Source organism: Cryomorphaceae bacterium, assembly GCA_017798125.1.
Lineage (GTDB): Bacteria > Bacteroidota > Bacteroidia > Flavobacteriales > ECT2AJA-044 > ECT2AJA-044.
The window spans coordinates 1,258,369-1,284,044 of the sequence record CP059070.1; the positions used below are offsets into that span (position 1 = coordinate 1,258,369).

Consider the following 25,676-nt stretch of genomic DNA (forward strand, 5'->3'; position numbering starts at 1 on the left):
TAAAATTAAATTATTGACTAAGTGTATTTTGTACAATTATAGGCCGAAGGTAAATAAAAAAATGTAAAATTTGCCTGACTTTAGTCAGTAATTGTCATTATTACACTTATTCTAAGACCTATGCGCAGTACAGCTTTGCACACTTTCGGCCTTTTTCTTTTACTGGCCTTTGGAATTTCGGCCTACGGACAATCTCGGCCTACTCGAATTGATCCGCCTCATTGGTATGCGGGTATGTCGAATGATACTCTAGAGCTCTTGATTTCTGGGGAAGATTGGACGGATTGTGGTTTTGGTCTTTCTAAAGGACAGGACGTACTCTTGTCCAACGCCGAGGTTGCATCGAATCCGCGCTACGCATTTTTGACGGTTGTTATCGGGCCGCAGGCCCAAAGTCAGAACTTGGAACTCTATGTCCAAAAAGGAAAACGAAAGAAGACATTTACCTATGAGCTTCGCGAGCGTACTGCACGGCCGATGGGCTTGACTCCGGCGGATGTCATGTACTTGATCACTCCGGATCGATTTGCCAATGGGAATCCGAACAACGATGTGGTAAAGGGCTCCAATAATATGGAGCTGGATCGGGAAGATGGCTATGCTCGACACGGGGGAGACCTCCAGGGTATAACCCAGCATCTAGACTACATTGAGGAATTGGGGATGACTGCCTTGTGGCTTAACCCTGTTTTGGAAGCGAATGAATTCAAGGAGCCTTATCACGGATACGCCATTAGTGACCACTACCGAATTGACCCTCATTACGGAGAGCTTTCGGACTATGGGGCTTTGGTGGACTCGATGCACGCTCGGGGAATGAAGATGGTGATGGATGTGGTGTACAATCACTTCGGTTCGCAACATTATTTAGTCCTTGATCCTCCCTCTGAGGACTGGGTACATCAATGGGAAGCATTTACCAAGACGAATTTTCGAGCATCTGTATTGCTCGATCCTCACGCGCCGGCCTCTGAGCGCAAGCTTTTTGACGAAGGTTGGTTTGACGACCATATGCCCGACATGAACTACGATAACGAGCATCTGGCTCGGTACATGATTCAAAACACGCTTTGGTGGATTGAGACGTACGGAGTGGATGCCTTGCGTATTGATACCTACGCTTATCCGGAACAAGACTTCATGGCTCGATTGGGCGAAGCGGTGCGGCAAGAGCATCCGGGGTACTTTTTCTTTGGAGAAACCTGGGTTCACGGGCAACAGATTCAATCTTGGTTCCCAACCGGCATGGCGCAGCGCGAGGGATTCGATCCGGTTCAAACTTCAGTTACGGATTTCCAGATGTACTACGCCATTGAGGATGCGTCAAAGGAACAGCCTGGTTGGGCCAGCGGGGTAGCGGCCGTATACTATACGCTCGCGGCAGATTGGATGTATGCTCATCCAGATTCGCTGGTCACCTTTGCGGACAATCACGATCTCGCTCGATTCTACGGAGTAGTGGGTGAGGACATGTCCAAATTCCAGTTGGGACTTGGGCTACTCATGACGACTCGCGGAATTCCTTGCGTGTACTACGGCACAGAAATCCTTATGAAAGCCACTAACGGCCACGGGGATATTCGTCAGGATTTCCCAGGAGGATGGGAAGGAGATTCGGTAAACAAATTTGAAGCTTCGGGCCGCGATAGTCTGGAGACCATCGCCTTTGACTACATCCAAGCCTTGTCTCGTTTGCGTCGAGAGCATACGGCGTTTTCAAGTGGAGCATTGACACAGTACACTCCTCGTGGAGGCGAATACGTTTTCTTCCGGCATGATGGAGAAGCCACCTTTATGGTTTTGGTCAATGGAAGCGACAAGGAACACGAGTTTAATCTCGATCGCTACGTCGACTTTTTGTTCTCCGGATCTACGTTGCAGAATGCATTAGACTCATCCGATCAGCGGAACGGCGAGCCCATTACATTGCCCGCACGCGGTTTTGCGGTGTATCGAGTTCTTTAGACTTCCGTACTTGCGTCCAAAGTTTCGGCCTCCCCGAAAAGGGGCTCTTTAATGCGCAGGGTCAGAATCGCCGCTAATACAAAGAACAGTCCGCCGGTCACCAAGTAGGGCATGGCGTAGTCGTCAAAAAAGGCGTGGATGATTGGACCTCCAATCAAACCGTTGATGATTTGAGGGATCACAATGAAGAAGTTGAAGATACCCATGTAGATACCCATCTTGTTGATGGGTAGCGAATCAATCAGCAGGGCATAGGGCATGGACAGAATACTTGCCCAGGCAAATCCGATGCCGAGCATGCTCAAGATCAACCAGTCTGTTGGCAAGAAGTACAGCCCAAGTAAGCCCAGACCTCCGCTCAACAGCGCGATGAAGTGGACAAATTTACGGCTGGTCCTCTTGGCTAATGGGGTGAGCAAGAAGGCAAAGGGAAGGGCAAAGGCGTTGTACCAACCAAAGAGGTATCCCGTCAGATTACCCGCTTCATTGAAGTCAGCCGAATGGGTATCCGTAGGAGAAAGACCGTAGTGATGCGTTGCCAAAGCTGATGTGGTGTAGACCCACATGGTGAACAGTCCAAACCAAGAGAAGAACTGAACCCAGCCTAAACGCTGCATTCGTCGAGGCATTTTCATGGCGTCCGCAAAGATCTCCTTGAACATGTTTTGCTTTGGACCTTCTTCCTCCGCCGATTCACCCATGTATTTCTTGAAGTCTTCAGGGGAGTATTCCTTAATGGTGGCAATGGTGTAAATGATGGTGGCCAGTAGAAGAATAGCACCGATGTAAAAGGACCAAACGACGCTCATCGGAACGGAGCCTTCCTCGGCTACGTTGGATACACCGAAGAAATTGGTCAATACATAAGGCAGCCAAGAACCAATAATGGCGCCGATGGCAATCAATATGGTCTGTACACTGAAGCCAATGGTCCCCTGAGATTTTGGAAGCATGTCTCCGACAAGCGCTCGGAAGGGTTCCATACTGATGTTGAAACTTGCATCCATCAAGGCCAAGAAAAGAACGCCGATCCAAAGGACTGCGCTGATTCCGATAAACTCAGTTGCCGAGAGTGACTCGCCCGCCAGGAGGTTCGAATTCGGGAGGAAAATCAAACCTAGCGCAGCCATGATGGCCCCGATCAAGAAGTAGGGTTTACGTCGGCCGAGTTTGGTCCATGTATTGTCTCCCATGTGCCCAATGATGGGCTGCACAATAAGACCGGTAAAGGGAGCTACAAGCCAGAACCAGCTCAGTTGATGAACATCGGCGCCAAAGTTCTGAAGGATTCGACTCGCGTTACCGTTCTGAAGGCCAAAGCCCATCTGAATTCCCATAAACCCCATGCTGAGGTTAATGATGGTCCCTAGACCTAGTCTTGGTTTTTCAGCGGCTGTTGCTTCGCCGTGGGCGTGGGGTACAGATTGTGCCATAGTTCAGTTTTTCAAGTTTAGCCTTGAGTATTATTTGCGGAACATCATGAACTGCTTGCCTAGGACTACGATATCTTCTGCTTTGTCTGCATCCCAGCACACTTCATCTTGCCCGTCGAATACCCAATAAACGCTGTCTAATTCCAATGATTCAACGCTTTTTTGAATGGCCTCATCACCGAAATTGAAAAGCATGGTAACTGAGCTTTCGCCTAATTGTCTTCTGTAGGCGTAAGTTCCTTCCTCGTCATTGACGATGAGCGGAGTGAAGTCACCTCCATAGGCTCCATTGTATAAGGCCGGCGTTTTGTGGTAGATATCCATCATGGTGGTGTAGAAGTCCTTGTAATTCCAGCCCGTTAGCGAATCCGTCTCCACCGTCCAATCGATTTCATCTTTGTCGAAGAAAACTAATCTGCGGTTCAAACCGACTTCCTGTCCGCTGTAGATCAAGGGCATGCCTCGATCAAAAGTCATACAGAAGGCGAACCATTGGAAATGTGCTTTTCCATAACGTTCGAAGACCGTTCCGTTCCACGAATTCTCATCGTGATTGGTCGTAAAGTACATGCGAATATCATCACGGGTGTAGTTGCTGTCGATGACGCTTCGAAGTGCTTCAATATCACTTGGCGATTTATGTCCTTGGGCCACTTCATTGGTCATGTGGTGCACGTCCCAACCGTAGTTCATGTTGAAGTTCTGCATGTCGGTTGGCTCTGCCCATTCTGCCAGCATGAACAACTCTTTCCCCCATGTCGCACGTTCTTCTGTCAAGAAATTCCAGTATTCAATGGGCACAAATCCAGCGACGTCACAACGGAAGCCGTCGATGTCGGTTGAATCCACCCAGAAGCGCATTTCGCCAGCCATGGCGGACCAAAGATCTCGGTTGTCAAAGTTCAAGTCTGCAACATCGGTCCAGTCGGTCAAGAACCCTTCGTTGTCTTTGGCGACGTTGATATTGCCGTCTTCATCATAGGTGTAGAAGTCGGGATGATCGACGGTCCAGCCGTGGTCGAATGAGGTGTGGTTGGTCACCCAATCTAGGATGACCTTGAAGCCCAATTCGTGGGCTTGGGAGACCATCGCTTTAAAATCGTCCATCGTCCCGAAACTCGGATTAATGGCGGTGTAGTCTTGAATGGAGTAGTAGCTACCCAATGGACCTTTTCGGTTTTTTTCGCCGATGGGTTGAACGGGCATGATCCAAAGGATGTCAACGCCTAATTCTTGCAATCGCGGTAGGTGTTCAGCAAAGGCATTGATGGTCCCTTCAGGCGTGTATTGGCGAATGTTGACTTCGTAAATGGTAGCCGAAGCAACCCATTCCGGATGACGGCTCTCCATGGCTTCTGGAGCTTCGGATTGTGCTTCCATAGCTGACTCTTCTTGTTGAGGTCCGGCACAGCTCAAAGCAATTCCGGCCCAAATAAATACCAATAATTTCTTCATCATTTATTCTTTGATATAGACAAAACTGTGTGCTTCTAATACGTTTCCATCATCACCTTCCACGAGGTGGCCTGCTAGAATGCCCTCGGAAGAGGCATCGCATGGAACTGGCGCAGACCCTGGATTGATCCAAATCTGGATTTTATCCCCGAGATAGGTTCGCGTAATGTGAATGACGCTTTCACCGTCGATCTCGATCTCTGTTTCTCCGTAGAGCAGTGCCATCTCGCGAGTTCGAGCTGCTGCGAGGGCTTCTACATCGGCCCGTAGGGCTGCCTCATCCGCATCATAACCTGTGAACTTCATCATTTTCCGGTTGTCGGGATCGTTGGCGCCCCACATGCCGTACTCATCACCGTAGTAAATGACCGGAATACCGGGAATGGCGAAGTTAAGCGCATGCAGCGTAGCCAGCTGGCGATAGGCCGTTGGTTGAGGCTTCGGAATGTCTCGTGTCCAACCCGCGAGCTTCTGATCTTCGTCCATTCGAACGTCACCAGAGGCGAGGGTAATAAATCGACTGCGGTCCTGATTCCCGGAAATGTAGCCCATCAGGTTGTGGTAACCGTAGGTGTTCCAGCTTTGCTTCAGGGTTGTCACCAAGTTCTCTACAGAACTGGCGTCCTCATTCACGAAGGCGCTCACCGCAGCGTCGTACACATTGAAGTCAAATTGAGCGTCGAGCATCCCGTTGCTCACATAGCTGTTGATCAGCTCGGGGGAGCCGTAGGTTTCACCGATCTGGTAAATGCGACGATCGAGTTTGGCTTCTTTAATCTTCCGTGTCAAGGTCCGCCAATACAATTCGTCAATATGCTTTGTGGCATCATGGCGGAACCCGTCAAAATCGTAATCGGCAACCCAAACCATAGCCGAGTCTGTCATGACATTGACGACTTCCGGGTTTCGGAGTTCTAAGGTGGGCATGAAGGTGTCAAACCACGTGGTCAGGCGCTGATCGTCCCATCGCTCGGTGTTGAGCGTGCCATCCGGCAAGTACAGCGGCGTAGCCCAATCCGGGTGATCGATAAAGATCGGGTGCAGCTGGTGGACGTGGTTGGCTACGTAATCGGTCAATACATTGAAGCCTCGATCGTGAGAGGCATCGAGCAAGGAGCGAACTTCTTCCGGCGTTCCAAAGCGAACGTCTGGACGGACATTCGAGATGGGCCAATACCCGTGGTAGCCGCTAAACTTCGAGGTGACACCTCCTTTGTCCCAAAGACCCCAGGCATCCCAAGGGTTCTGAACGATGGGAGAGATCCAAACCGTGTTCATGTGCAATTCGTCGAAGAACCCGGATTCAACGACTTGCGTGATCCCCGGGATATCGCCCCCGTAGTAGTTGGCAATCGGTTTGATATCCGGGTCATCCACGGCGCTGTCGTTCTCGGTTTTGCCATTTTTGAAACGGTCCACCATCATGAAGTACATGCGTGCGGTCTGCCAGTCGGAACGGTCGAGCGCGTCAACGTCGGTAATAATATTTCCGGCGTCCAAGGGAATCAAGAGGTCGTTGGAGCGCTGAAAGTTCCGAACGCTGAAGACACGAAGGTGACTGCGCCCTTCGGCATAGCTCGAGCTCTCGTCAATTTCGGGAATATTGATTCGGTAATGGCCTGAGGATAGACTATCCAGTTCTAGTCGCTGGTTTTGCCAGTAGGCCAAAACGTGCTGATCGTCCGCGAGTCCTTCGAGCTCAATGGTCCGCTGATCGGCCAGCTTGGGCTCGAGCATGGCAGGACCTTCGCCTGAATGCGGGACCACTAGGTTGGAATTGAACCCTCCCATGCCATTGGAGATGCTGTCCATGGACACGTCCACCACTTCGGTCGCAGTGCCGTTCTTCCAGACGTAGTATTTGAATTGATACGTGTCGGGGGCAAGTTCCAAAGTCGTGCGGAAAAGATTGCCTTGATCCGCCATCTTATCCGCTCCCCGGTTCCACGCATTGAAGGTTCCAAAAATGAAAACGGAATCGGCAGCCCCTCGATACTCAAAATTGATGGGTTCAATAGGAGCAAAGAATACGGGGACATCATAGGAGTCACCATTCATGGCGTGCAATTCCACCCATCCGTATTGATCCTTCGATGACTCCGGGTACAATTGGAAGGCCTTGTCGCGCGCAACTTCCATGTGCTCGAACTCTAGGCGATCCAGACTTAGGGTATCGACGATGTAGTCCCCAGGGTAGAAATCAGGGTTGTCTTTGGTCAACACTAAGGGACCGGCCAGACCTATCATCTCAGGGCCTTGATGGAGCTTAGTAGCTGGTCCACGACTACAGGCCGTTGCGAGTAATACTCCGGCCAATGCAATGGCAAAATTCTTCATCATCTTAAGCTTTTGACGCCCCCGTCACAGCCGCTGCTCCGGGTTGAAGCGAGTGGTGTTCTCCGAGGAGGTTAAATTCAGCTGGTACAGAACCTTCATTCGTGATCTCCATTTCTTCCGGAGTAATGTTCACCGCCAAGTGGGTCCCTCTCCAGGTAATCCGGAAGTTCAAGCCCTTCCATTCAGAAGGCAAATAGGGGTCAAAGTGCAGGGCTCCGCCGTGCACGCTCATGCCACCAAAACCTTGAACCACACTGATCCACGTTCCTGCCATACTGGTGATGTGCAGCCCCTCATGGACTTCGCGATTGTAATCGTCGAGGTCTAGGCGCGAGGTTCGGTGATACATCTCCAAGGCCTTTTCCTCATAGTCGAGTTGTGCCGCGAGCACCACGTGAATACAAGGTGATAGACTGGATTCGTGAACCGTCATCGGCTCGTAGAAATCGAAGTTCCGACGCAGGGTCTCCCGGTCGAATTCATGACCGAAGAAGTACAGTCCCTGCAACACATCCGCCTGCTTGATGAAGCAGGAGCGGAGAATGCGGTCCCAGCTCCAATGCTGGTTGATGGGGCGTTCGCTGTCCGCTAGTGAATCCGCTCTGCGGAGTTCTTTGTCCAAGAATCCTTCTTGCTGCAAGTAAACGCCACGATCGGCATCTTCCGGATAGTACATCTTCTCGATGATCTCGTTCCAGCGCGTGCGCTCGTCCTCCGACCAGTTCAGATCGGCTGCGATTGCGCTCCATCGGTCGGCATCATTCTCCCGAACGTGATCCATCGCTTCGCCTGCATAGCGCAAACACCAGGTGGCGATGTAGTTCGTATAGAAGTTGTTGTTGATGTTGTTCTCGTACTCGTTCGGCCCGGTGACCCCATGCATGACGAACTGCTGCTTGTGTTCGCTCCAGTGCACGCGTTGACTCCAGAATCGGGCAATACCAATCAGCACATCCAGACCAAATTCGCCCAAGTAGGCGTAGTCCTGGGTGTGTTGAACGTAGTTGTAAATCGCATAGGCGATGGCCCCATTCCGGTGAATTTCTTCAAAGGTGATTTCCCACTCATTGTGGCATTCTTCACCGTTCATGGTTACCATTGGGTATAAGGCCGCTCCATTAGTAAAACCGAGTTTCGCAGCATTTTCAATGGCCTTTTGCAGGTGCTTGTGACGATACACCAAAAGGTTTCGGGCCACGTGCGGTTCGGCTGTCGCCAAGTAGAAAGGAAGGCAATAAGCCTCCGTATCCCAGTAGGTCGATCCCCCGTATTTTTCTCCAGTAAAGCCCTTCGGGCCGATGTTCAAGCGCTCATCCTCCCCCGTATACGTCTGATGCATATGGAAGATATTAAAGCGAATGCCCTGTTGTGCTTCGGCATCGCCCTCAATGACAATGTCCCCATTGTTCCATCGGGCCGCCCAGGCCTCCTTTTGCTCCTGCAATAACTGCGTAAATCCAGCTTCACGACCCTCTTGTGCACGCTCGCTGGCCTTAGTGACCAAGTCTTCTTTCGCGTGATTCATGGAGCTCAGAATCCCCACATACTTTTGGAGCGTGATGCTCTGGCCCTCACGGGCCGATACCTTCATCCGGTTCCCTACAAACATATTGCGCTCCTCGCTGGTCTCTTCGGCCGGTTCGGCCACTCCATCGCGCAACACTTCATAACGCATAGCTGCACATACGTGGAAATCCAACTTCTTGGTTTTGGCCGTTACATGGGCTGCCGCTTTTTGGGTGGCTTGGTTAACGCCATCCCAGAACTTCTCTTCCCAGTTGGTGTCTTCGTTTTCTACGTCGAAGTCCAAGTAGGGGAGGAGGGTAATCTCACCATCGAAATTCAAAGGGGTAATGCTGTAGCTCAAAGCACCAATTTCGTCGCGCTTCATGCTGTACAATCGCTGAGCCTGAACGCCAATCCGCTCACCACCTGGGAAGGTGACTTCAAAGGAGCGCAGCAGGTAGCCCTCTTGCATGTTCAATTCACGGTAGAAAGAATCGACTTCGACCTTTGCTAAATCGAGCATTTGGCCGTTGACTTCAACATCCAAGCCAATCCAGTTCACGCTGTTGAGGACCTTCGCGAAGTATTCGGGATAACCATTTTTCCACCAGCCCACTTTCGTTTTATCTGGATAGTAGACTCCGGCGATGTAGGAACCGCGCAAACTCTTTCCGCTATACTGCTCCTCGAAATTGGCCCGCTGACCCATGCGGCCGTTTCCGATCGAAAAGATGCTCTCTGATTTTGGATGATTTTCGGGGTCCCAGTGACGCTCGATGATGCGCCATTCATCGACCTCTAGGTATTTCGCTTGCATAGGTAGTAGTGTAGAGTAGGTTTTAACTTAGGTATGTTGCCGTATTGAATTCATGGAGTCCTTCGACGTAGACCTCTGCGCCGGGAAGAATTTCCGGAGTTCCAATGGCCACCGTACGCATTCCCCCTGCGATGGCCGCTTCAATACCCGCTTTGGAATCCTCAAAGACGACACATTCTTCTGGCGCTACGCCAAGCGCCGCAGCACCTTTCAGAAATACTTCAGGGTGCGGTTTGGAGTGTGTAACCTTGGTTCCGTCAATAACGGCTTCAAAAAAATCTTCTAGTTCGCATTGCCTCAATATCATAGGTGCATTCTTCGATGCAGATCCCAGGGCAATTTTAATTCCGTGTGCCTGAGCTTGTTCGAGACATTCTTTGGCTCCAGCAAGAGTTTCATTAGGGTTCATGTGAGCGATCAGTTCAAGGTACCAATCGTTTTTCACCTTCATCCAGTGCTCGATTTCTTCTTCGCTCAATTGAATATTCCCCCATTCCATGATCTTCTCAATACTTCCGCGACGGCTCACTCCTTTGAGCTGTTCATTTTCCTCTTCGGTAAAATCCACCCCCAACTCGTTGGCGAGTCTTTTCCACGCGATGAAATGATACTTCGCCGTATCGACAATGACCCCGTCTAAATCAAAAAGGAAGGCTTTAATAGGCATGGGATGATCAGTGTTTCATCCGTTCGGCCATTTCTTTGCGAATATGACCCAGGATCATCAATTCAGCCGTAGCCGTATTGGTGGCTAAGGGAACATTTTGACGAATACATATTTCAATTAAGGCTTCGATATCCGGATGGTGACGCTCTTTCACGTCCGGATCCACGAAGAACAAGACGAGTGTTACCTCACCTTTCGAGATCATGTCATTGATCTCCGAATATCCGCCGCTTTGACCAGGGCTCAGGTGTACAATGGGAACTTTGAATTCGTTCTTTTCCAGGAACTCTGCTGAACGTCCGGTAGCGACCAAACGTTTTCCCCACAACCACTCTTCACGTTCTTTAATGAACTCGGCCATAGTCGGCTTCATGGCATTGTGGGCCAAGATGACGATATTCTTAATCATGCTTCGAGTTGAATTTTGTGCTTCAAATGATAGGCTACCAAACCGTCCACGGGCTTCTTGATTACTCTACCGTATTTGATGTCTAAATCCTTACACGCCCGACGAAGGAGGGATTCCATGTGATAGGCAACGGACCCCACAAAGTTGACCGTCGTGTTCTTGGATTCAGGGAAACAGAGGACATGCATGCGCAAGAAGAGCAAAAAGCCCTCATAGATGATTTTTTCGAAAAAGGGATCCTCCTTGTGCTTACTGACAAATCGAGCAAAACCGGCCAAGTATACGTTGGCGTTGGGTTGATTATATACGTTGTCAATGATTTCGTCCTTATCTGTATGATAAGTGGCCAAGAAGTCCTCTTCAATACTCTTGGGTAGCTGTTTGTAGAGAAAGGCACTCAACAATTTTTTCCCCAGATAGGAACCACTCGCTTCATCACCTAAGATAAAGGCCAATGCCGGAACCTCTTCCCGTAAAGAGTGCCCGTCAAAATAGCAGGAGTTCGAACCCGTACCAATGATACAGGCGATTTCTGGTTCCCCATTATAGGTGGAATAGGCAGCGGCAACCAAGTCGTGATCGACTTCGATCTCTGCGTGTACAAAGACCTGTTCTAGGCCTCGTTTAATTTCTTGTTTGAGCGGTTCGGTAGAGCATCCGGCTCCGTAAAAGAATATCATCTCGACATCCTTTCGGAGCTTTTGCACGCGCTGTAAATTGCGCAAATGCTCAGCGACGAATCGGGCGCTGTGGAAATACGGGTTGAAGCCCATCGTAGAGAATCGATCGGCTTCACTTCCATCTCGGTTCAACAACACCCAATCGCATTTGGTAGAACCACTTTCTGCGATCAGGATCATACTACTTACATATTGGCCAAGCGGACCATCAAATCAACGGCACGAGCCGAATAACCGGCTTCATTGTCGTACCAACTTACGATTTTTACCAGGTTTCCACTGGCTGAGGTCAACTCTGCATCAAAAATACTGCTGTACGGATTTCCAATAATATCGGCGGATACAATCGGGTCTTCCGTGTATTGAAGGATTCCTTTCATAGGCCCTTCAGCTGCGGCCTTCATGGCTGCATTAACTTCTTCTTTGGTGACATCGCGATCCAGAACAACCGTTAAGTCGGTTGCTGAACCGGTCGGCGTTGGAACGCGCATAGCCATTCCGTCCAATTTGCCGTTCAATTCAGGCAATACCTTACCAACAGCTGCTGCTGCCCCTGTACTGGTTGGAATTACACTCAAGGCTGCGGCACGTGCTCTTCTCAAATCACCGTGAGGAGCATCCTGAAGATTCTGATCCGCCGTGTACGCGTGTACCGTCGTCATGAATCCTTTTTGAATGCCGAATTCCTCGTGTAATACTTTAGCTACTGGAGCAAGGCAGTTGGTGGTACAACTAGCGTTGGACACGAGTGTGTCATCCGATGTCAATACATCGTCATTTACGCCGAGAACAACGGTTTTCACATCACCTTTTGCTGGAGCACTAAGTACTACCTTCTTTGCACCAGCCTGGAGGTGCAATCCCATTTTTTCAGCATCGCGAAAAACGCCAGTAGATTCAAGAACGATCTCTACACCGAGATCTCCCCATGGCAAATCCGCAGGATTGCGCTCGCTGTAAATTTTGATCGCTTGTCCATTCACAGTGATCACGTCACCCTCTTGGCTCACTTCTCCGTCGAAACGGCCGTGAATAGAATCGTATTTCAACAAATGAGCCAAGGTAGCGGGATCAGTAAGATCATTGATCGCTACAACTTCCAACGCATCGTTCTTAACGAGGTTGCGGAAGCTCAATCGGCCAATTCGGCCGAATCCGTTAATGGCTACTTTAGTTTTCATTGTGTGTTAAGGATTTTGGAGATCCGGAGTAGATCCTGATCTATTTGTGCTTGATTTTTAATCGCTTGTAAAAAGAAGGTATGGGTCAAATTGTCGTCCAATAATCCAACCATGATATTTGACTTTCCGTTTAGAAGTGCTTCGACCGCTTCAACGCCCAATCGACTTGCAATGACTCGGTCAAAGCAGCTCGGGGCTCCTCCACGTTGTAGGTGACCCAATATGGTCACTTTCGCTTCTGTTTGTGGGAGCTCTGCTTCAGCTCGCTTTTTAAGTTCGTAGGGATCACCTAAGTGGTTGCCTTCTGCAACAATGATGATGTTGCTTGTCTTGCGAGCGGCCTCACCTTTTTTAATGTCTTCAACAAGCTGCTCCCATTGTGTATTTCGTTCAGGTAATATGACCGAAAGTGCTCCGGTCGCCAATGCTGTTTGCAAAGCAATGAAGCCTGTATCGCGACCCATCACCTCTACAAAGAACAGTCTGTTGTGCGAACTCGCTGTATCGCGAATCTTGTCAATGGCTTCGACCACCGTGTTCGTTGCGGTATCATAGCCAATAGTGTAATCCGTACCATATAGGTCGTTGTCGATTGTGCCCGGAACACCGACAATGGGAATCTCGTGTTCTTCACTCAAATGCATTGCACCAGTGAAGGACCCGTCACCTCCAATCACTACGAGTGCGTCTACTTCGTGTTTCTTAAGTTGTTCAGCTGCTTTAGCACGGCCTTCCTCTGTGCGAAACTCTTTTGATCGAGCAGATTTTAAGAAAGTCCCTCCTTTGGAAAGGATGTGCTTGACGCTCTTCGATTCAAGCTCTTCAAAATCCCCTTGAATCAAACCGTCATACCCTCGGTAGATGCCGTAGACTCTCTTGTTATAAAAAAGTGCCGCACGCGTCACGGCGCGAATCGCCGCATTCATTCCAGGTGCATCCCCACCGGAAGTAAGTACGCCAATGGTTTTGATCTTTTTCGAACTCATTTTCTTTCTTGAAGTCAAAAACAAACATAGTGTAAAATTTACACTTATTTTGGCCCTTTACTTGAATTTGTATACTTTTTCGGTCTCGAATGGAAGCATTTGAGACTTAAAACCTTCTACTACACTTAATTATCGGGGGAATGGGTCAAGGAGTTAATCCGAACGTATCTGTGGATTGCGTAGTGTTCGGATTTGACAATACGCAACTAAACGTATTGTTGATTAAGCAAAAAGAGCTCAAGGAGGGCATGCATTCACAATATGCATTGCCCGGAGATTTGGTGCTACAAGATGAAAGTCTAAATGACGCGGCGAATCGCGTATTAAAGGAATTAACCTTATTAGAGGGGATTTTTCTGAGGCAGTTTCACGCTTTCGGAGATCCCAATCGTGTAAGTAATATCAAGGATTTAGACTGGCTGCAGTCCTATCGTCAGAATCCTCAAGCACGGGTCATTACTGTGGGGTACTTAGCCCTCGTTCGCATGGAGGACTTCAGCCCTGCCGCATCTTCCTTTGCGGAGGAAGTATTCTGGAAAGAAGTCCATGAAGTTCCTTCACTGGCCTTCGATCACGATGCTATTTTTGACGCTGCATTGGCGCGGTTAAAGGAGGATTTTACCCACCAAAAAATTGGCTTGGAGCTTTTGCCAGAGAAGTTTACGCTATCCCAATTCCAAGCATTGCACGAAATAATTCTGGAGAAGAAACTCGACAAGCGAAACTTCAGAAAAAAGGTTCTTAAAGAGAAGTGGGTTGTTCCTCTTGAAGAGAAACAACAAGGCGTTCTACACAAGCCAGCGCAGCTCTTTGCACTCAATCAGGAAGAACTGGTCGAGGAAGGATAAACGTCTAAGTGTATTAAATACACTTTACGTCTTTTTTGTACATTTGAAATCATTACGGATAAACATGGGTCTATTATGAGGAAGTTCTACACGGGCGTCTTGACGCTCTTTCTCGGGCTCTGTCTCGGATTTACCGTCAACGGACAGAGCATTTCAGGAACCGTAATCGATGAAACCAATTTGCCACTACCGCAGGTCTCGGTTTTGGTTAAGGGTACATCGAACGGTACTGCGACAGATTTTGACGGTCGGTACACCATTTCCGGGCTTGAACCCGGTGAGGTGACCCTCGAATTCTCGTTTATTGGATATGCCACTGCAACGAGAACAGTAACAGTAAAAGCAGGTGAGAATACCGTGGTCGATTTGACCATGGACCCTGAAGCCACGGATCTCGATGAGGTTGTAGTGGTTGGGTACGGTGTTCAGCGAAAACGAGAGCTTACTAGCTCGGTAGTCAAACTTGGTTCGCAAGAACTGAACGACATGCCAACACCTTCTTTTGAAACTGCAATCCAAGGAAAAGCTCCTGGGGTCCAAGTCATCACCGGTTCCGGTTTGGCAGGGTCAGGATCACTTGTGCGAATTCGCGGAGTTGCTTCAATCTCTGCAGGTGGTGACCCACTTTATGTAGTCGATGGAATCCCCATCACCCAGGATTACTTTATCAAAGGGAATTCGGGAGCGATGAACAACAATCCACTCGCTACGCTGAATCCCAACGATATTGAGTCTGTTGAGATCCTCAAGGACGCGGCAGCGACTGGTATCTATGGATCTCGTGGTTCGAACGGGGTTATTCTGATTACAACCAAGCGTGGTAAAAAGAGCGGTTTGCACTTTAGCTACAGTGCGCGCTTAGGAACTTCGAATCCAACGGCCTTGCCTGAGATGTTAAATAAGGAAGAGTACCTTCAAATGTATGAAGAGGCTTGGGTCAATGATGGAAACATCGGAACACCTGTACTTCCTGGCGGTGTAAGCTGGGAGGAAGCTCAGGCGTTTGAAGGAACCGATTGGGTGGACCAAACCGTTGCCACAGGCTTCAAGCAGAATCATGACTTCTCAGTCTCCAAGGGAGCAGAGAAATACAATTTTTACGCGGGACTCTCATACAATGATAATGAGAGCTTCCTCGTCGGTAACCGTTTCCGCAGATTGAGCTTGCGTTTGAATGGTGACGTGAACCTGACCGATGACCTACTCTTGAGCATTTCTACCAGCTTTGCCCAAGGAGTTAATGACCGGGTGGATGCCGCTTGGTCTGGAGGTCTTGGTGCAGCAATGTCCACTGCTTTGCCTATCTATCCCATCTACGATGCTGAGGGTGATTATTTCATCGGAGGAACCAATCCGGTTCGCGTTCAGGATTTGAAGCAGTGGAGAAATACAGAGAACCGAACCATTAACAACGCAGCTCTGACGTACCGTGCTTCTGAAAAGTTGACGTTCCGAGGTTCCGCCTCTTTGGACTACATGAAGATCAACGAAGATATCTATGAGCCTCAGGAATTGATCAACAGCGACCATGCTGGGGTTTCAAAGAGAATCCCAACAGAGGTCATTAACTACAATGGGTCATTAACTGCTCAATACAACCTGAGTCAAAATACCTTGCACAACTGGGACTTCTTAGTTGGAACAGAGGCACAGCGCTCTTATAGCCGCTCCTCTTATGCGGAGGTGATTGACGCCACCGACCCCTTCTGGGAGGATAAGGCGATGCGCGATTCAGTAGACTTCATTTTCAACGATCCAGCGAACGAATTCACGTTTGTGAGTTTCTTTGGTCGCGTGAACTACAACTTGGCAGGCAAGTACTTTGCTCAAGTAAACTTCCGTGCTGATGGTTCGTCTAAGTTCGGCCCGAATAATCGTTTCGGTTATTTCCCAGCGATCTCTTTTGGTTGGATTATCACCGAGGAAGAGTGGTTGAGAGACAACAATACCTTGAGCTTTTTGAAGCTAAAAACAGGATATGGATTGACAGGAAACGCAGCGATTCCACCAAATCAATGGCGGGCGAATAATGTGAAAAATGTCAATGGATACAACGGATCTCCGTACTACTATCCAACCATTATCGAAAATCCTAACCTGCGCTGGGAAAGCTCGTACACTTTTGACGCGGCGATTGAGTTTGGATTGTTTGATGACCGAATCCATGGAGAGCTCGGTTATTACTACAAGGATACGCGCGATGTATTCCTGCAGGTGCAAGTTCCGCAAGCCAGTGGTTTTGCCAACTTGTGGGATAATGTTGGAGGTATCTACAACACCGGGGTTGAATTCAATGTGACCACGAGAAATACGGTTGGTGACTTCAAATGGACTACGGACTTCAATATTGCACGTAACTATAACGAGATTACCAGTATTGGAGGGTATAGCGAAGATGCGGTAAGTGGAGGTACGAATGATACGCGTACCGTTGTGGGACAGCCGGTTGGAACCAACTTCCTCGTTCGCTTCTCACACGTAGATAAGGAAACGGGAGCGCCGGTTTACCTTGACATCAATGGGAACGAAACCTATACATGGGATCCAGTCAACCGCGTGACAGTAGGAAACGTACTCCCTGATGCCGTCGGTGGGATTACCAATAGCTTCTCTTACAAGAACTGGGATTTGAGTGTCCTCTTCGTATTCACCATCGGAGGGAATATCTACGACTCTTCCAGTAAGCGTCAATTGTCCATGGTATCGGATTGGAACATGACGCGTCACGTATATGATCGTTGGACGCAACCCGGAGATGATGCGCGTTACCCACGCCTTACACTAGACCCTGCGAACCACGGTTCTACGACACCTTGGATCAACACCGACTTATGGTTGCACGACGCCAGCTACATGCGCTTGCGAAATGTGACGTTAGGATATTCCATCCCTACGGATAAAGTACGCCGCTGGGGGCTTCAGAGCATTCGTTTGAGTGCTTTGGCCACCAATATCTTGACCTTCACCAAATTCCCTGGTGTTGATCCGGAGATTGCCCGTGACTTTGAGAATCCAACGGACCGTAACATGAGCCCGAACATTACGTACTTGACACCTCCTCAGGAGAAGACGTTCATTTTCGGACTTGAAGTTCAATTTTAATACCTAAGATCATGAAAAGAATAGCACTTGTATTCAGTTCTCTTGCGTTGATCTTGGTATCAGCGTCATGTGAAAAGTTTTTGGACGTGAAGCCCGATGGTTCACTCACAACTGAGGAGGCCATCGTCAATACGGATTCACTTCAGATGTTCCTCAATGGAGCATATAGTTCGATTGGCGACTTTGCCAATGGAAACTTCCAAACCTTTAATGAATTGCTGAGCGATAATCTCGCGCGGCCGATCAGCAACCTCGATTACCGCGAGATCTACAGTTTCAATACACTTTTCTTCAATGGGACTATTGGAGGGACGTACGGGAACATGTATCGTGCAGCCATGCGGGCAAACTTCGTCATCGAGAATTTCGACTTGGCCACGGATTTGACGGAAGCGGATCGCACCAGAATGGAAGCTGAAGCTCGCTTTATCCGTGCCCTAGCTCATTTCGAGATCGTTCGATTGTTTGCTCAGCCATGGGGATATACACCGGACAATAGTCACGCGGGAATCATGATTCGCACTACCGTCGATTTTGAGATTGGGGCGCGAAACTCTGTTCGCGAAGTGTATGAAAACCTCATTATCCCGGATTTGATTTTCGCCAAAGAGAATCTTCCACAAAGCAACGGAAACTACGCTACCAGCTATGCTGCTCAAGCGGTACTGGCTAAGGTGTACTTTCAGCAAAACCGCCTTGGTGATGCGGCGGCAGAAGCTGCTCCAGTCATTCAAGCATTTCCATTCGACACCAGCGCCGCTGGGTTGGATCGATTCGTTTTTGGAGATACCAGTTCCGTTCAAAGTGAATTTATTTTCCGTGTTGTGAGTACCTCGATCAACAATACCGTGGATAACCGCGGAGGTGCGTTCACAGGAAACTACAGAAGTGATAATAACCCAAATCCGGAATTGAGAACGGATCGTACGTTCTTGAATCCTTATTCTGCCAACGCGGATGATAGAAGGGTGCTGCAGTTCTTCCAAATTCGGAATGATGGTGCGCCCAATGAGTTCGTGGCGGTGAGTAAGTTCGATCGCGACTTTGTCAGTGTTCCTCTGATTCATACGACCAGTATGAAACTTATGTATGCCGAGTGTATTGCGGGAACAGATCCAGCCGCTGCTGCAGGGCATGTCAATGACATACGTCGACGTGCATATGGGACCAATGCTTATGATATTCCATCCAGTTCATCACCTTCAGAAATTCGTGAGGCGATTGAATTTGAACGTCGTATTGAGCTTTTTGCTGAAGGAGAGCGCATTCAGTGGATTAAGCGTCGTGGTGCCTTAGGCGAACAGCGCGAAGTGCGCAATGCTCCATGGGATTGTGACGGAATGATTTTGCAGTTCCCTATTTCAGAGCAAACGGATCAATTTGAGTTGAACCCAACCGGAGGTTGCTAAAATATATAGAGATGAAAAGACAATTTTCCATAGCCGCCCTAGTTGCCCTTTTTATAGGGGTAGCATCGTGCCGGCCAGATATTCCATCAGACATTGGACCTAGCTATGACGCTACTTCCGGATTCTCCGGAAAATGGCGCCTAAGCCAAGTGGATATGGTGGATAAGCAAGAAGCCTTGCAAGAAACTCGTGATATTACTCCGTTCTATGCTTCGGACTTTGGAGCAGTTACCTTGAGCGGAGGAGAGGGAACCTATACAGTTGAAGAAGGAGCCGGTGATTTCTTTATAGGGACTCAAGGGACCTACTCATTTGATGATCCGAGTTTCCCGAGCAACATCATTTTCTACACGGACGCCGGTGATACTGTTACAGCGTCATTGTCTAGAATGGTACGCGAGATCGATAACGACATGGGCTTTAATGTCCCTCGCGAAAAATGTGATGCGCCAAGTGTTCAGTATAACTTTTCATTCACACGAGAATAAGATAGAGCTATGAAGAAGTTAGTATTTACAGCAGTAGTATTGTTCTCGGGATTGATGGCTTTTGGTCAAGTAACAAGTGACCCACCCGAGTTCACACCAGACCAAGAAATCAAGATCATTGTGAACTTGAACGAGACCTCGAATGACTGGGGGATTATTGAAATCGCCGCGGGAGGCGAGGATATGTATATCTGGACTTGGAAACCCTATGAATGGGGAGCCAATGATTCTTTGGCCAATGGGCTTGGCTCTCAGGCGTGGAAGAATTCAAATCCAGCGCTGAAGATGACCAAGGAAGCCGAGGGCATTTACAGCTACACCATGACTCCGACGGAGTTTTATGCCGTGGACGCTTCGACCGTATATGACGAAGACATCCATTTCCTAGTGAAGCCCCTCGATGGTGGAGGATATGGAGATCCAGATCGTAAGACAGAAGATTTGATGTTGGCGGTAGATCCGGCCATTACGGTGAAGAATCCTGGTTTTGCCTTTCCTTTGAATCCGGCGAGTGATGACGTAATCCAAATCATTTACGAGTACGCTCGTGAGGATACAAGCGATAGCCGTATGACGCGTCGCGATCCATCCAATTGTTCCTCTTCTCCATTGGGGTCTGATGAGGTTTGGATGTTCGCAGAGGCCACAACAACGGACAGCGCTAAGTATGAGATTAGTTCGTTTTTCACCACCACTCAAAATCCAGATCTCTTGATGGATTATGAAGGTGATGGGGTGTATAAGCGATATCTCATTCCAGATGAATTCTTTGCAGATGTGGTTCCCGCTGAGAAAGAAATCATGTCGGTACGATTCGTACCCATGACGGATTACTTTATTGTCAATCCGGCTGGAGCGGGATGTTCCATCTCAGAAAACCGGACAGCAACTGATATCGTCATCCAGTTGGCTTGCCCCTAACCAAACCTAGGTCCAATCAACTGAATAAAGCCATCGCCAACGCGGTGGCTTTTTTTATACGGCTGAAGGCAGTTGTGTGAGTAGGTGTTCGAGCTGCCCTTGATCGATGTCCAAGTGCATTACGATTCTTAGTTTTCCCTCACCCATGGAAACGATTTTAATGCCTTGAGCATCCAGTTTTTGAATCACAGCCTCGGGATCGATTCCGTCCGCTACGTAAAAGATCACAATATTGGTTTCAATGGGTTCTAGAGACCGTACCCAAGAACACGATTCCAAGCAGGATTTCACAGCCTGAGCCTTGGCATGGTCGTCGGCAAGGCGATCAATGTGATGGTTTAGGGCGTACTGCCCAGCGGCAGCCAAGATTCCCGCTTGACGCATACCGCCACCCATGCTTTTGCGCAAACGGTAGGCGCGATCAATATGTACTTTCTTGCCTAGCAGAACGGAGCCCACGGGGCAGCCAAGTCCTTTGCTCAGGCATACGGAAATGGTGTCAAAAAGGGCACCATAGGCTTTCGGGTCATCACCTTTTGCGACGAGCGCGTTCCATAGTCGGGCACCATCCAGATGGTAGGCCAAACCATACTCTTCGGCTTTGGCCCCGAGGGCCAGCAGAGTATCCCATTCGTAGCACGCACCACCACCTTTGTTCATGGTGTTTTCCACGGCCAAAAGACGCGAATAAGGCGCGTGCGGGTCCTGTGGATTGCGAACCAAGACATCCACGTCCGAAGGCGTCATAAGGCCCCGAGGGCCACGAGCGAGGTTCACGGACGCACCTGAGTTCAGAGCGATACCGCCACCTTCATAATTGTAGATATGGCTGTACCCATGGCAAATCACTTCGTCACCAGGACGTGTATGCACGCGAATGGCGATTTGATTGGTCATCGTCCCGGAGGGACAAAACAAGGCCGCCTCCGCACCGAAGTAATGGGCTACTTCTTCCTCTAAAGCGTTGATAGAAGGGTCCTCGCCAAAGACATCATCACCGACGGGAGCGGACATCATGGCGTCCATCATGCCCGGAGTCGGCCGGGTCACCGTATCACTGCGTAGATCTATAATCATCACTTGAATTTATAGAAGGGAATCAACATTGGCACTTTGTCCTGGTAGTCTCGATAGGCCTTGCCAAATTTTTCGACCAAGCGCGCTTCTTCGAGTTGAGCGCCAATGATGATGTACAAGACAATCCAAAACATGGTCACGAGGTACACGTAGCTCGGCGAGCGAAGCAATCCTCCAAAGAGGAATACTAGAGCACTGAAGTAGAGTGGGTGCCGCACCAGTTCGTTCAGTCCTTCGGTATTGAGTTTTTGGGCGCTTTTGGGCTGCTCTAAGCCGATAAACTCCCCAAGGGAGTAGCCTTGAAAACACTTAAAGGCGAGATAGACCGCCGCTGCCATAAGGAGAAGTCCGAGGTATTCAATGAGGACGTTGGGCTCGGTCATCAGCGTGGGTTTAGGCAAACTCCAATGATAGATGAGTGGGGGTAAAATACCGAGGATCGCCACGATGTTGTACAGGACGCGGTATCGGTTTTCAGGAAGCCCGGTGAGTCCGAGGATGTTCTGTTTGATCTTTGGAGCGAGCATGGCGCTGTGCATCACGAAATAGCAAATCCATAGGAATGAGAGCAGTACGAAAGACATGTTCTGTTTTTTACAAATATAAACGTTCACCATCGCCGATTGTGTAAATTTGCGCCATGATTACACAAGACCAGTACAAGGACTTAGTAGGACGCGTTGACGCGTTAAGGGGGTATCTTTGACGTCGATCACAAGAAACTACTGATCGGAGAAGAAGAAGAGAAAACGGCCGACCCCGAATTTTGGAATGATCCCAAGGCCGCCGAGATCGTCATGAAGAAAATCCGCCAGATGAAATTCTGGGTGGAGACTTATGAGGAGATCGAAACCATGAAAGATGACCTGGGCGTACTGCTCGAATTTCATGAGATGGGTGAAGCTTCTGAAGAAGAAATTGACCAGAACCACCTAGCATTGAAGACCAAGGTAGAAGACCTTGAGTTCCGCAATATGCTTTCGGCGGAAGAAGATCCTATGAGCGCTGTTCTACAGATTACTTCTGGTGCTGGGGGAACTGAGAGCTGTGACTGGGCCTCGATGCTCCTTCGCATGTATGTGATGTGGGCGGAAAAAGAGGGCTTCAAAGTCACCGAACTCAATTATCAAGAGGGCGATGTGGCAGGAGTGAAGACGGCCACCATCGAAATTGATGGGGATTTCGCCTTTGGTTATTTGAAAGGCGAAAATGGCGTTCACCGATTGGTGCGTATTTCTCCCTTTGACAGCAACGCCCGACGACATACCAGTTTTGTTTCTGTGTACGTCTATCCGCTTGCGGATGACACCATCGAAATCGACATCAACCAGTCCGATATCGAATGGGATACCTTCCGTTCTGGAGGAGCAGGAGGGCAGAACGTAAACAAGGTAGAGACCGGAGTGCGCTTGCGCCACAAACCTTCGGGCATCATTATCGAGAATACGGAGACGCGCTCTCAGTTAGGGAACAAGGAAAAGGCCATGCAGCTTTTGAAGTCTCAGCTTTACGAACTGGAATTAGAAGCACGCCGCGCTAAGCAGAGCGAAATCGAGGCGGGGAAAAAGAAAATCGAGTGGGGATCACAGATCCGGAACTACGTCTTTCATCCGTATAAACTCGTTAAGGACGTCCGCACACAGCACGAGACCAGCGATGTAGAGGGCGTCATGAACGGTGATCTCGAGGCCTTCATTAAGGCCTACTTGATGCAGGAAGGCAAAGGGGTAACTAACGAAAACGAATAGGCGATGAGCATGAAGATTTACCACAATCCGCGTTGCCGCAAGAGCCGGGAGACCTTGGCTATCATTGAGGACAATGGTGGTAATGCCGAGATCGTACTCTACCTGGAGGATCCGCCGACCGTGGATGAATTGCGCGATTTGTTGAGCAAATTGGGCCTACGGCCCGATGAGCTCGTCCGCAAAGGAGAGGCCATCTGGAAAGAGGAGTTCAAGGGTAAAGAGCTAGGCGACGAAGAGATTTTGCTCGCTATGGCAGAATACCCCAAGTTGATTGAACGACCAATAGTGGTGAAAGGAAAAAAGGCCGTCCTGGGACGACCTCCTGAAAATGTTTTAGAACTGCTGTAAGTCTTAAGACTCGGCAGCGACGTCGGCTTCTTCTTCTACCTCGTCACTGAACAGGTCGATGAAATATCCGACGATCCAGAAAGGGAGGAATCCGGTGATGAAGAGCATCAACCAGAAAGCCATCAAGAAAACAGCCAAAAACAGGAGGAATCCGATAAACATAGTTCTGTTCTTTAAGAGAGTCCAAATTTAATAATTAACCGCATAAAAAACACAACATGGAATTTCGCATTGAGAAAGATACCATGGGAGACGTTCAAGTCCCTGCTGACAAGTACTGGGGCGCCCAAACAGAACGTTCCAGAAACAACTTCAAGATTGGTCCAGCGGCCAGCATGCCCCTGGAAATCGTCTACGGTTTCGCTTATTTGAAGAAGGCCGCAGCCCATGCAAACTGTCAGCTGGGTGTTTTGGCCGAAGAGAAAAGAGACTTGATCTCTCAAGTCTGCGAGGAAATCCTCGACGGGGAACACGACGATCAATTTCCCTTAGTGATCTGGCAAACGGGGTCGGGAACTCAGTCCAACATGAATGTCAACGAGGTTGTTGCCAACCGTGCGCACGTGTTGAACGGCGGAACCCTGGGTGAAGGAGATCGCGTGATCCACCCGAATGACGATGTGAACAAATCTCAATCCTCGAACGACACCTTCCCAACGGGAATGCACATCGCCATCTACAAGCGCGTGGTGGAGACGACTATTCCAGGAGTTGAGCTGCTGCGCAATACGCTTCAGGCGAAATCTGAAGCCTTCATGGATGTGGTGAAGATCGGTCGTACACACCTTATGGACGCAACGCCCTTGACGCTAGGTCAAGAGTTTTCAGGATATGTTTCACAGCTCGATCACGGACTTAAAGCACTTCGCAACACCTTGGATCACTTGAGTGAATTGGCGCTCGGAGGAACGGCCGTAGGTACGGGTATCAATACCCCGGAAGGGTATGCGGACCTCGTGGCGGCGAAGATCGCTCAGTTCACGGGATTGCCCTTTGTCAGTGCGGAGAACAAGTTTGAGGCACTTGCGGCGCACGATGCCCTAGTGGAAACACACGGTGCATTGAAACAGCTCGCGGTTTCTTTGAATAAGATTGCCAATGACGTTCGTCTTTTGGCCTCAGGACCGCGCTCGGGAATTGGTGAGATCATCATTCCAGCGAATGAGCCAGGAAGCTCGATCATGCCTGGAAAGGTTAATCCGACTCAGGCGGAGGCCATGACTATGGTTTGCGCTCAGGTGATTGGAAACGATATGGCGATTGCTGTAGGGGGTGCTCAAGGGCATTACGAATTGAACGTGTTCAAGCCAGTGATGGCGGCGAATGTGCTGCAGAGTGCACGTCTGATTGGAGATGCTTGTGTTAGCTTCAACGACCACTGCGCGGTGGGCATAGAACCCAACCGTAAGAACATCGAAGCACATGTCAACAACAGCCTGATGTTGGTCACAGCTTTGAATACCAAGATAGGATATGAGAAGGCGGCCAAGATTGCCAAGACAGCTCATGAGAATGGAACGACCTTGAAAGAGGAGGCCGTAAATCTCGGGTATTTGACTCCCGATGAATTCGATGAGTGGGTGCGTCCGGAGGATATGACCGGAAGCTTGAAGTAAGCATCGAGCCGTAGGCTCAAAAAAATAAAGCCCTGCTTATCGGCAGGGCTTTTTTCTTACATCCTTTTCTTCAGGAATTTGATTTGTCCGTTGTGGTTGGATTCGTGCTCACAGACGTGAAACCACTTAGCGTAGTTGTTCGTTGGCTCGTTGCCGAAGAACTCCTCGGACTTCCAAAGCCAATCGTCGTCCAGTGTGGCGAACCAGCGTTCGGTTTCCGCACGAACACCGTCGAGCTTTTCGAAATAGAAATCAATGTTGTTGCCTTTGATCTTTTCACGGCCTTCCTCGCCTAGACTCATAGGAAGATCCCATTCGGCCTTGATGTCTTCACTCCATGTACCCCATTCAAGGTTCTCAAAAGTGTTCAGTTGGTAGTAGCGCTCTGTGGCGGCTAAGTGCCAGAGCATGGCCCCGATAGAGTTCGACTTGTCGTCAATCTGCCAATCGAGTTCTTGCACGCTGAGGCTTTCGACCTGATTTTTGACCCATGTTCGCATCATGTTCATGGTGCCCAATAAGGTGCCAATAAAGGGCGCATAGCCTTCCGTCGGTCCAATAAGGTAGAGTCCCGTTCCCGTTTCTTGCGGTCGCGGAGTTGCGAATGCTCCCGCAATCGGGGCAATAGTTGTCGCTGCGGTCAGTGCTGCGGTCTGCTTGAGAAAGGATCTTCTGTTGGCCAT

22 protein-coding genes are annotated in these 25,676 nt (G+C 49.3%); 9 read left to right on the forward strand and 13 right to left on the reverse strand.

The annotated features are described in order from the left end of the window. Positions 1-120: 120 nt before the first annotated feature. The gene (locus HZ996_05290) at positions 121-1,965 is read left to right on the forward strand and encodes a cyclomaltodextrinase N-terminal domain-containing protein (GenBank protein ID QTN38587.1); all 1,845 of its coding nucleotides are present in this window, start codon (positions 121-123) and stop codon (positions 1,963-1,965) included. On the opposite strand, the gene HZ996_05295 is transcribed toward HZ996_05290, so the two are convergent. Genes HZ996_05295 through pfkA form a run of 9 tightly spaced genes read right to left on the reverse strand, consistent with a single transcriptional unit; the run spans position 1,962 to position 13,436 of the window. Continuing rightward, the gene (locus HZ996_05295; protein QTN38588.1) at positions 1,962-3,398 is read right to left on the reverse strand and encodes an MFS transporter; all 1,437 of its coding nucleotides are present in this window, start codon (positions 3,396-3,398) and stop codon (positions 1,962-1,964) included. The genes HZ996_05290 and HZ996_05295 overlap by 4 nt on opposite strands. A 30-nt stretch (positions 3,399-3,428) precedes the next feature. Then, positions 3,429-4,856: an alpha-amylase gene (locus tag HZ996_05300; protein ID QTN38589.1), complete on the reverse strand. Its 1,428-nt coding sequence runs from the start codon at positions 4,854-4,856 to the stop codon at positions 3,429-3,431. Continuing rightward, on the reverse strand, positions 4,857-7,193 hold the full coding sequence (locus HZ996_05305) for an alpha-amylase (GenBank protein QTN38590.1): 2,337 nt from the start codon (positions 7,191-7,193) through the stop codon (positions 4,857-4,859). A gap of 1 nt (position 7,194) precedes the next feature. Then, a complete protein-coding gene (locus tag HZ996_05310) occupies positions 7,195-9,513 on the reverse strand; it encodes a glycoside hydrolase family 65 protein (GenBank protein ID QTN38591.1) in 2,319 nt (772 codons plus the stop codon). A gap of 22 nt (positions 9,514-9,535) precedes the next feature. Next, a complete protein-coding gene (gene pgmB / locus HZ996_05315; protein ID QTN38592.1) occupies positions 9,536-10,180 on the reverse strand; it encodes a beta-phosphoglucomutase in 645 nt (214 codons plus the stop codon). 7 nt (positions 10,181-10,187) lie between these two features. Then, the gene (locus tag HZ996_05320; GenBank protein QTN38593.1) at positions 10,188-10,589 is read right to left on the reverse strand and encodes a methylglyoxal synthase; all 402 of its coding nucleotides are present in this window, start codon (positions 10,587-10,589) and stop codon (positions 10,188-10,190) included. Beyond that, positions 10,586-11,449 carry an ATPase gene (locus HZ996_05325; GenBank protein QTN38594.1) on the reverse strand — a complete coding sequence of 288 codons (864 nt, stop codon included), beginning with the start codon at positions 11,447-11,449 and terminating at the stop codon, positions 10,586-10,588. The genes HZ996_05320 and HZ996_05325 overlap by 4 nt, the downstream gene beginning before the upstream one ends. Positions 11,450-11,454: 5 nt before the next feature. Continuing rightward, on the reverse strand, positions 11,455-12,450 hold the full coding sequence (gene gap, locus HZ996_05330; GenBank protein ID QTN38595.1) for a type I glyceraldehyde-3-phosphate dehydrogenase: 996 nt from the start codon (positions 12,448-12,450) through the stop codon (positions 11,455-11,457). Continuing rightward, complete coding sequence (pfkA, locus tag HZ996_05335) at positions 12,447-13,436, reverse strand: 6-phosphofructokinase (protein QTN38596.1); 990 nt, start codon at positions 13,434-13,436, stop codon at positions 12,447-12,449. Before pfkA ends, gap begins: the two co-directional genes overlap by 4 nt. A gap of 140 nt (positions 13,437-13,576) precedes the next feature. On the opposite strand from pfkA, the gene HZ996_05340 reads away from it, so the two are divergent. The 5 genes from HZ996_05340 to HZ996_05360 all read left to right on the forward strand — a co-directional run bounded on the left by HZ996_05340 (position 13,577) and on the right by HZ996_05360 (position 20,204). Then, entirely contained in the window at positions 13,577-14,284 is a 708-nt protein-coding gene (locus HZ996_05340) for an NUDIX hydrolase (GenBank protein QTN38597.1), read from the forward strand. A gap of 75 nt (positions 14,285-14,359) precedes the next feature. Then, positions 14,360-17,386 (forward strand): TonB-dependent receptor, encoded by a 3,027-nt coding sequence (locus HZ996_05345; protein QTN38598.1) that lies wholly within the window; start codon positions 14,360-14,362, stop codon positions 17,384-17,386. Between the two features lie 11 nt (positions 17,387-17,397). Continuing rightward, positions 17,398-18,795, forward strand: a complete 1,398-nt coding sequence (locus HZ996_05350; GenBank protein ID QTN38599.1) for a RagB/SusD family nutrient uptake outer membrane protein — start codon at positions 17,398-17,400, stop codon at positions 18,793-18,795. 11 nt (positions 18,796-18,806) lie between these two features. After that, the gene (locus HZ996_05355) at positions 18,807-19,283 is read left to right on the forward strand and encodes a DUF5004 domain-containing protein (protein QTN38600.1); all 477 of its coding nucleotides are present in this window, start codon (positions 18,807-18,809) and stop codon (positions 19,281-19,283) included. 9 nt (positions 19,284-19,292) lie between these two features. Further along, on the forward strand, positions 19,293-20,204 hold the full coding sequence (locus tag HZ996_05360) for a hypothetical protein (GenBank protein QTN38601.1): 912 nt from the start codon (positions 19,293-19,295) through the stop codon (positions 20,202-20,204). 54 nt (positions 20,205-20,258) lie between these two features. On the opposite strand, the gene HZ996_05365 is transcribed toward HZ996_05360, so the two are convergent. Both HZ996_05365 and HZ996_05370 read right to left on the reverse strand, forming a co-directional pair. Beyond that, positions 20,259-21,281 (reverse strand): DegT/DnrJ/EryC1/StrS family aminotransferase, encoded by a 1,023-nt coding sequence (locus HZ996_05365; protein QTN38602.1) that lies wholly within the window; start codon positions 21,279-21,281, stop codon positions 20,259-20,261. Then, the gene (locus HZ996_05370; protein QTN38603.1) at positions 21,281-21,865 is read right to left on the reverse strand and encodes an isoprenylcysteine carboxylmethyltransferase family protein; all 585 of its coding nucleotides are present in this window, start codon (positions 21,863-21,865) and stop codon (positions 21,281-21,283) included. The genes HZ996_05365 and HZ996_05370 overlap by 1 nt, the downstream gene beginning before the upstream one ends. 56 nt (positions 21,866-21,921) lie before the next feature. Here HZ996_05370 and prfB point away from each other — a divergent pair. Both prfB and arsC read left to right on the forward strand, forming a co-directional pair. Then, a protein-coding gene (gene prfB, locus HZ996_05375; protein ID QTN38604.1) for a peptide chain release factor 2 occupies positions 21,922-23,029 on the forward strand; the annotation gives its coding sequence in 2 pieces (ribosomal slippage) (positions 21,922-21,984 and positions 21,986-23,029; 1,107 coding nt in all). 9 nt (positions 23,030-23,038) lie between these two features. Continuing rightward, on the forward strand, positions 23,039-23,377 hold the full coding sequence (gene arsC / locus HZ996_05380) for an arsenate reductase (glutaredoxin) (GenBank protein QTN40004.1): 339 nt from the start codon (positions 23,039-23,041) through the stop codon (positions 23,375-23,377). Positions 23,378-23,380: 3 nt separating this feature from the next. On the opposite strand, the gene HZ996_05385 is transcribed toward arsC, so the two are convergent. Then, positions 23,381-23,539, reverse strand: a complete 159-nt coding sequence (locus HZ996_05385) for a hypothetical protein (protein ID QTN38605.1) — start codon at positions 23,537-23,539, stop codon at positions 23,381-23,383. Positions 23,540-23,595: 56 nt separating this feature from the next. Here HZ996_05385 and fumC point away from each other — a divergent pair, with 56 nt between their 5' ends. Beyond that, positions 23,596-24,993: a class II fumarate hydratase gene (gene fumC / locus HZ996_05390; protein ID QTN38606.1), complete on the forward strand. Its 1,398-nt coding sequence runs from the start codon at positions 23,596-23,598 to the stop codon at positions 24,991-24,993. 56 nt (positions 24,994-25,049) lie between these two features. On the opposite strand, the gene HZ996_05395 is transcribed toward fumC, so the two are convergent. Continuing rightward, a complete protein-coding gene (locus tag HZ996_05395; protein ID QTN38607.1) occupies positions 25,050-25,676 on the reverse strand; it encodes a DinB family protein in 627 nt (208 codons plus the stop codon).

Excerpts from the sequence above, each read along its gene's own strand:
- HZ996_05340 (QTN38597.1), top strand. The coding sequence starts at position 13,577 with ATGGGTCAAGGAGTTAATCCGAACGTATCTGTGGATTGCGTAGTGTTC.
- HZ996_05320 (QTN38593.1), bottom strand. The coding sequence starts at position 10,589 with ATGATTAAGAATATCGTCATCTTGGCCCACAATGCCATGAAGCCGACT.
- HZ996_05370 (QTN38603.1), bottom strand. The coding sequence starts at position 21,865 with ATGTCTTTCGTACTGCTCTCATTCCTATGGATTTGCTATTTCGTGATG.
- HZ996_05350 (QTN38599.1), top strand. The coding sequence starts at position 17,398 with ATGAAAAGAATAGCACTTGTATTCAGTTCTCTTGCGTTGATCTTGGTA.
- HZ996_05305 (QTN38590.1), bottom strand. The coding sequence starts at position 7,193 with ATGATGAAGAATTTTGCCATTGCATTGGCCGGAGTATTACTCGCAACG.
- HZ996_05385 (QTN38605.1), bottom strand. The coding sequence starts at position 23,539 with ATGTTTATCGGATTCCTCCTGTTTTTGGCTGTTTTCTTGATGGCTTTC.
- arsC (QTN40004.1), top strand. The coding sequence starts at position 23,039 with ATGAAGATTTACCACAATCCGCGTTGCCGCAAGAGCCGGGAGACCTTG.
- pfkA (QTN38596.1), bottom strand. The coding sequence starts at position 13,436 with ATGAGTTCGAAAAAGATCAAAACCATTGGCGTACTTACTTCCGGTGGG.
- HZ996_05325 (QTN38594.1), bottom strand. The coding sequence starts at position 11,449 with ATGATCCTGATCGCAGAAAGTGGTTCTACCAAATGCGATTGGGTGTTG.
- HZ996_05365 (QTN38602.1), bottom strand. The coding sequence starts at position 21,281 with ATGATTATAGATCTACGCAGTGATACGGTGACCCGGCCGACTCCGGGC.
- HZ996_05290 (QTN38587.1), top strand. The coding sequence starts at position 121 with ATGCGCAGTACAGCTTTGCACACTTTCGGCCTTTTTCTTTTACTGGCC.
- fumC (QTN38606.1), top strand. The coding sequence starts at position 23,596 with ATGGAATTTCGCATTGAGAAAGATACCATGGGAGACGTTCAAGTCCCT.
- HZ996_05310 (QTN38591.1), bottom strand. The coding sequence starts at position 9,513 with ATGCAAGCGAAATACCTAGAGGTCGATGAATGGCGCATCATCGAGCGT.
- HZ996_05295 (QTN38588.1), bottom strand. The coding sequence starts at position 3,398 with ATGGCACAATCTGTACCCCACGCCCACGGCGAAGCAACAGCCGCTGAA.
- pgmB (QTN38592.1), bottom strand. The coding sequence starts at position 10,180 with ATGCCTATTAAAGCCTTCCTTTTTGATTTAGACGGGGTCATTGTCGAT.
- HZ996_05300 (QTN38589.1), bottom strand. The coding sequence starts at position 4,856 with ATGATGAAGAAATTATTGGTATTTATTTGGGCCGGAATTGCTTTGAGC.
- HZ996_05355 (QTN38600.1), top strand. The coding sequence starts at position 18,807 with ATGAAAAGACAATTTTCCATAGCCGCCCTAGTTGCCCTTTTTATAGGG.
- gap (QTN38595.1), bottom strand. The coding sequence starts at position 12,450 with ATGAAAACTAAAGTAGCCATTAACGGATTCGGCCGAATTGGCCGATTG.
- HZ996_05395 (QTN38607.1), bottom strand. The coding sequence starts at position 25,676 with ATGGCCAACAGAAGATCCTTTCTCAAGCAGACCGCAGCACTGACCGCA.
- HZ996_05360 (QTN38601.1), top strand. The coding sequence starts at position 19,293 with ATGAAGAAGTTAGTATTTACAGCAGTAGTATTGTTCTCGGGATTGATG.
- HZ996_05345 (QTN38598.1), top strand. The coding sequence starts at position 14,360 with ATGAGGAAGTTCTACACGGGCGTCTTGACGCTCTTTCTCGGGCTCTGT.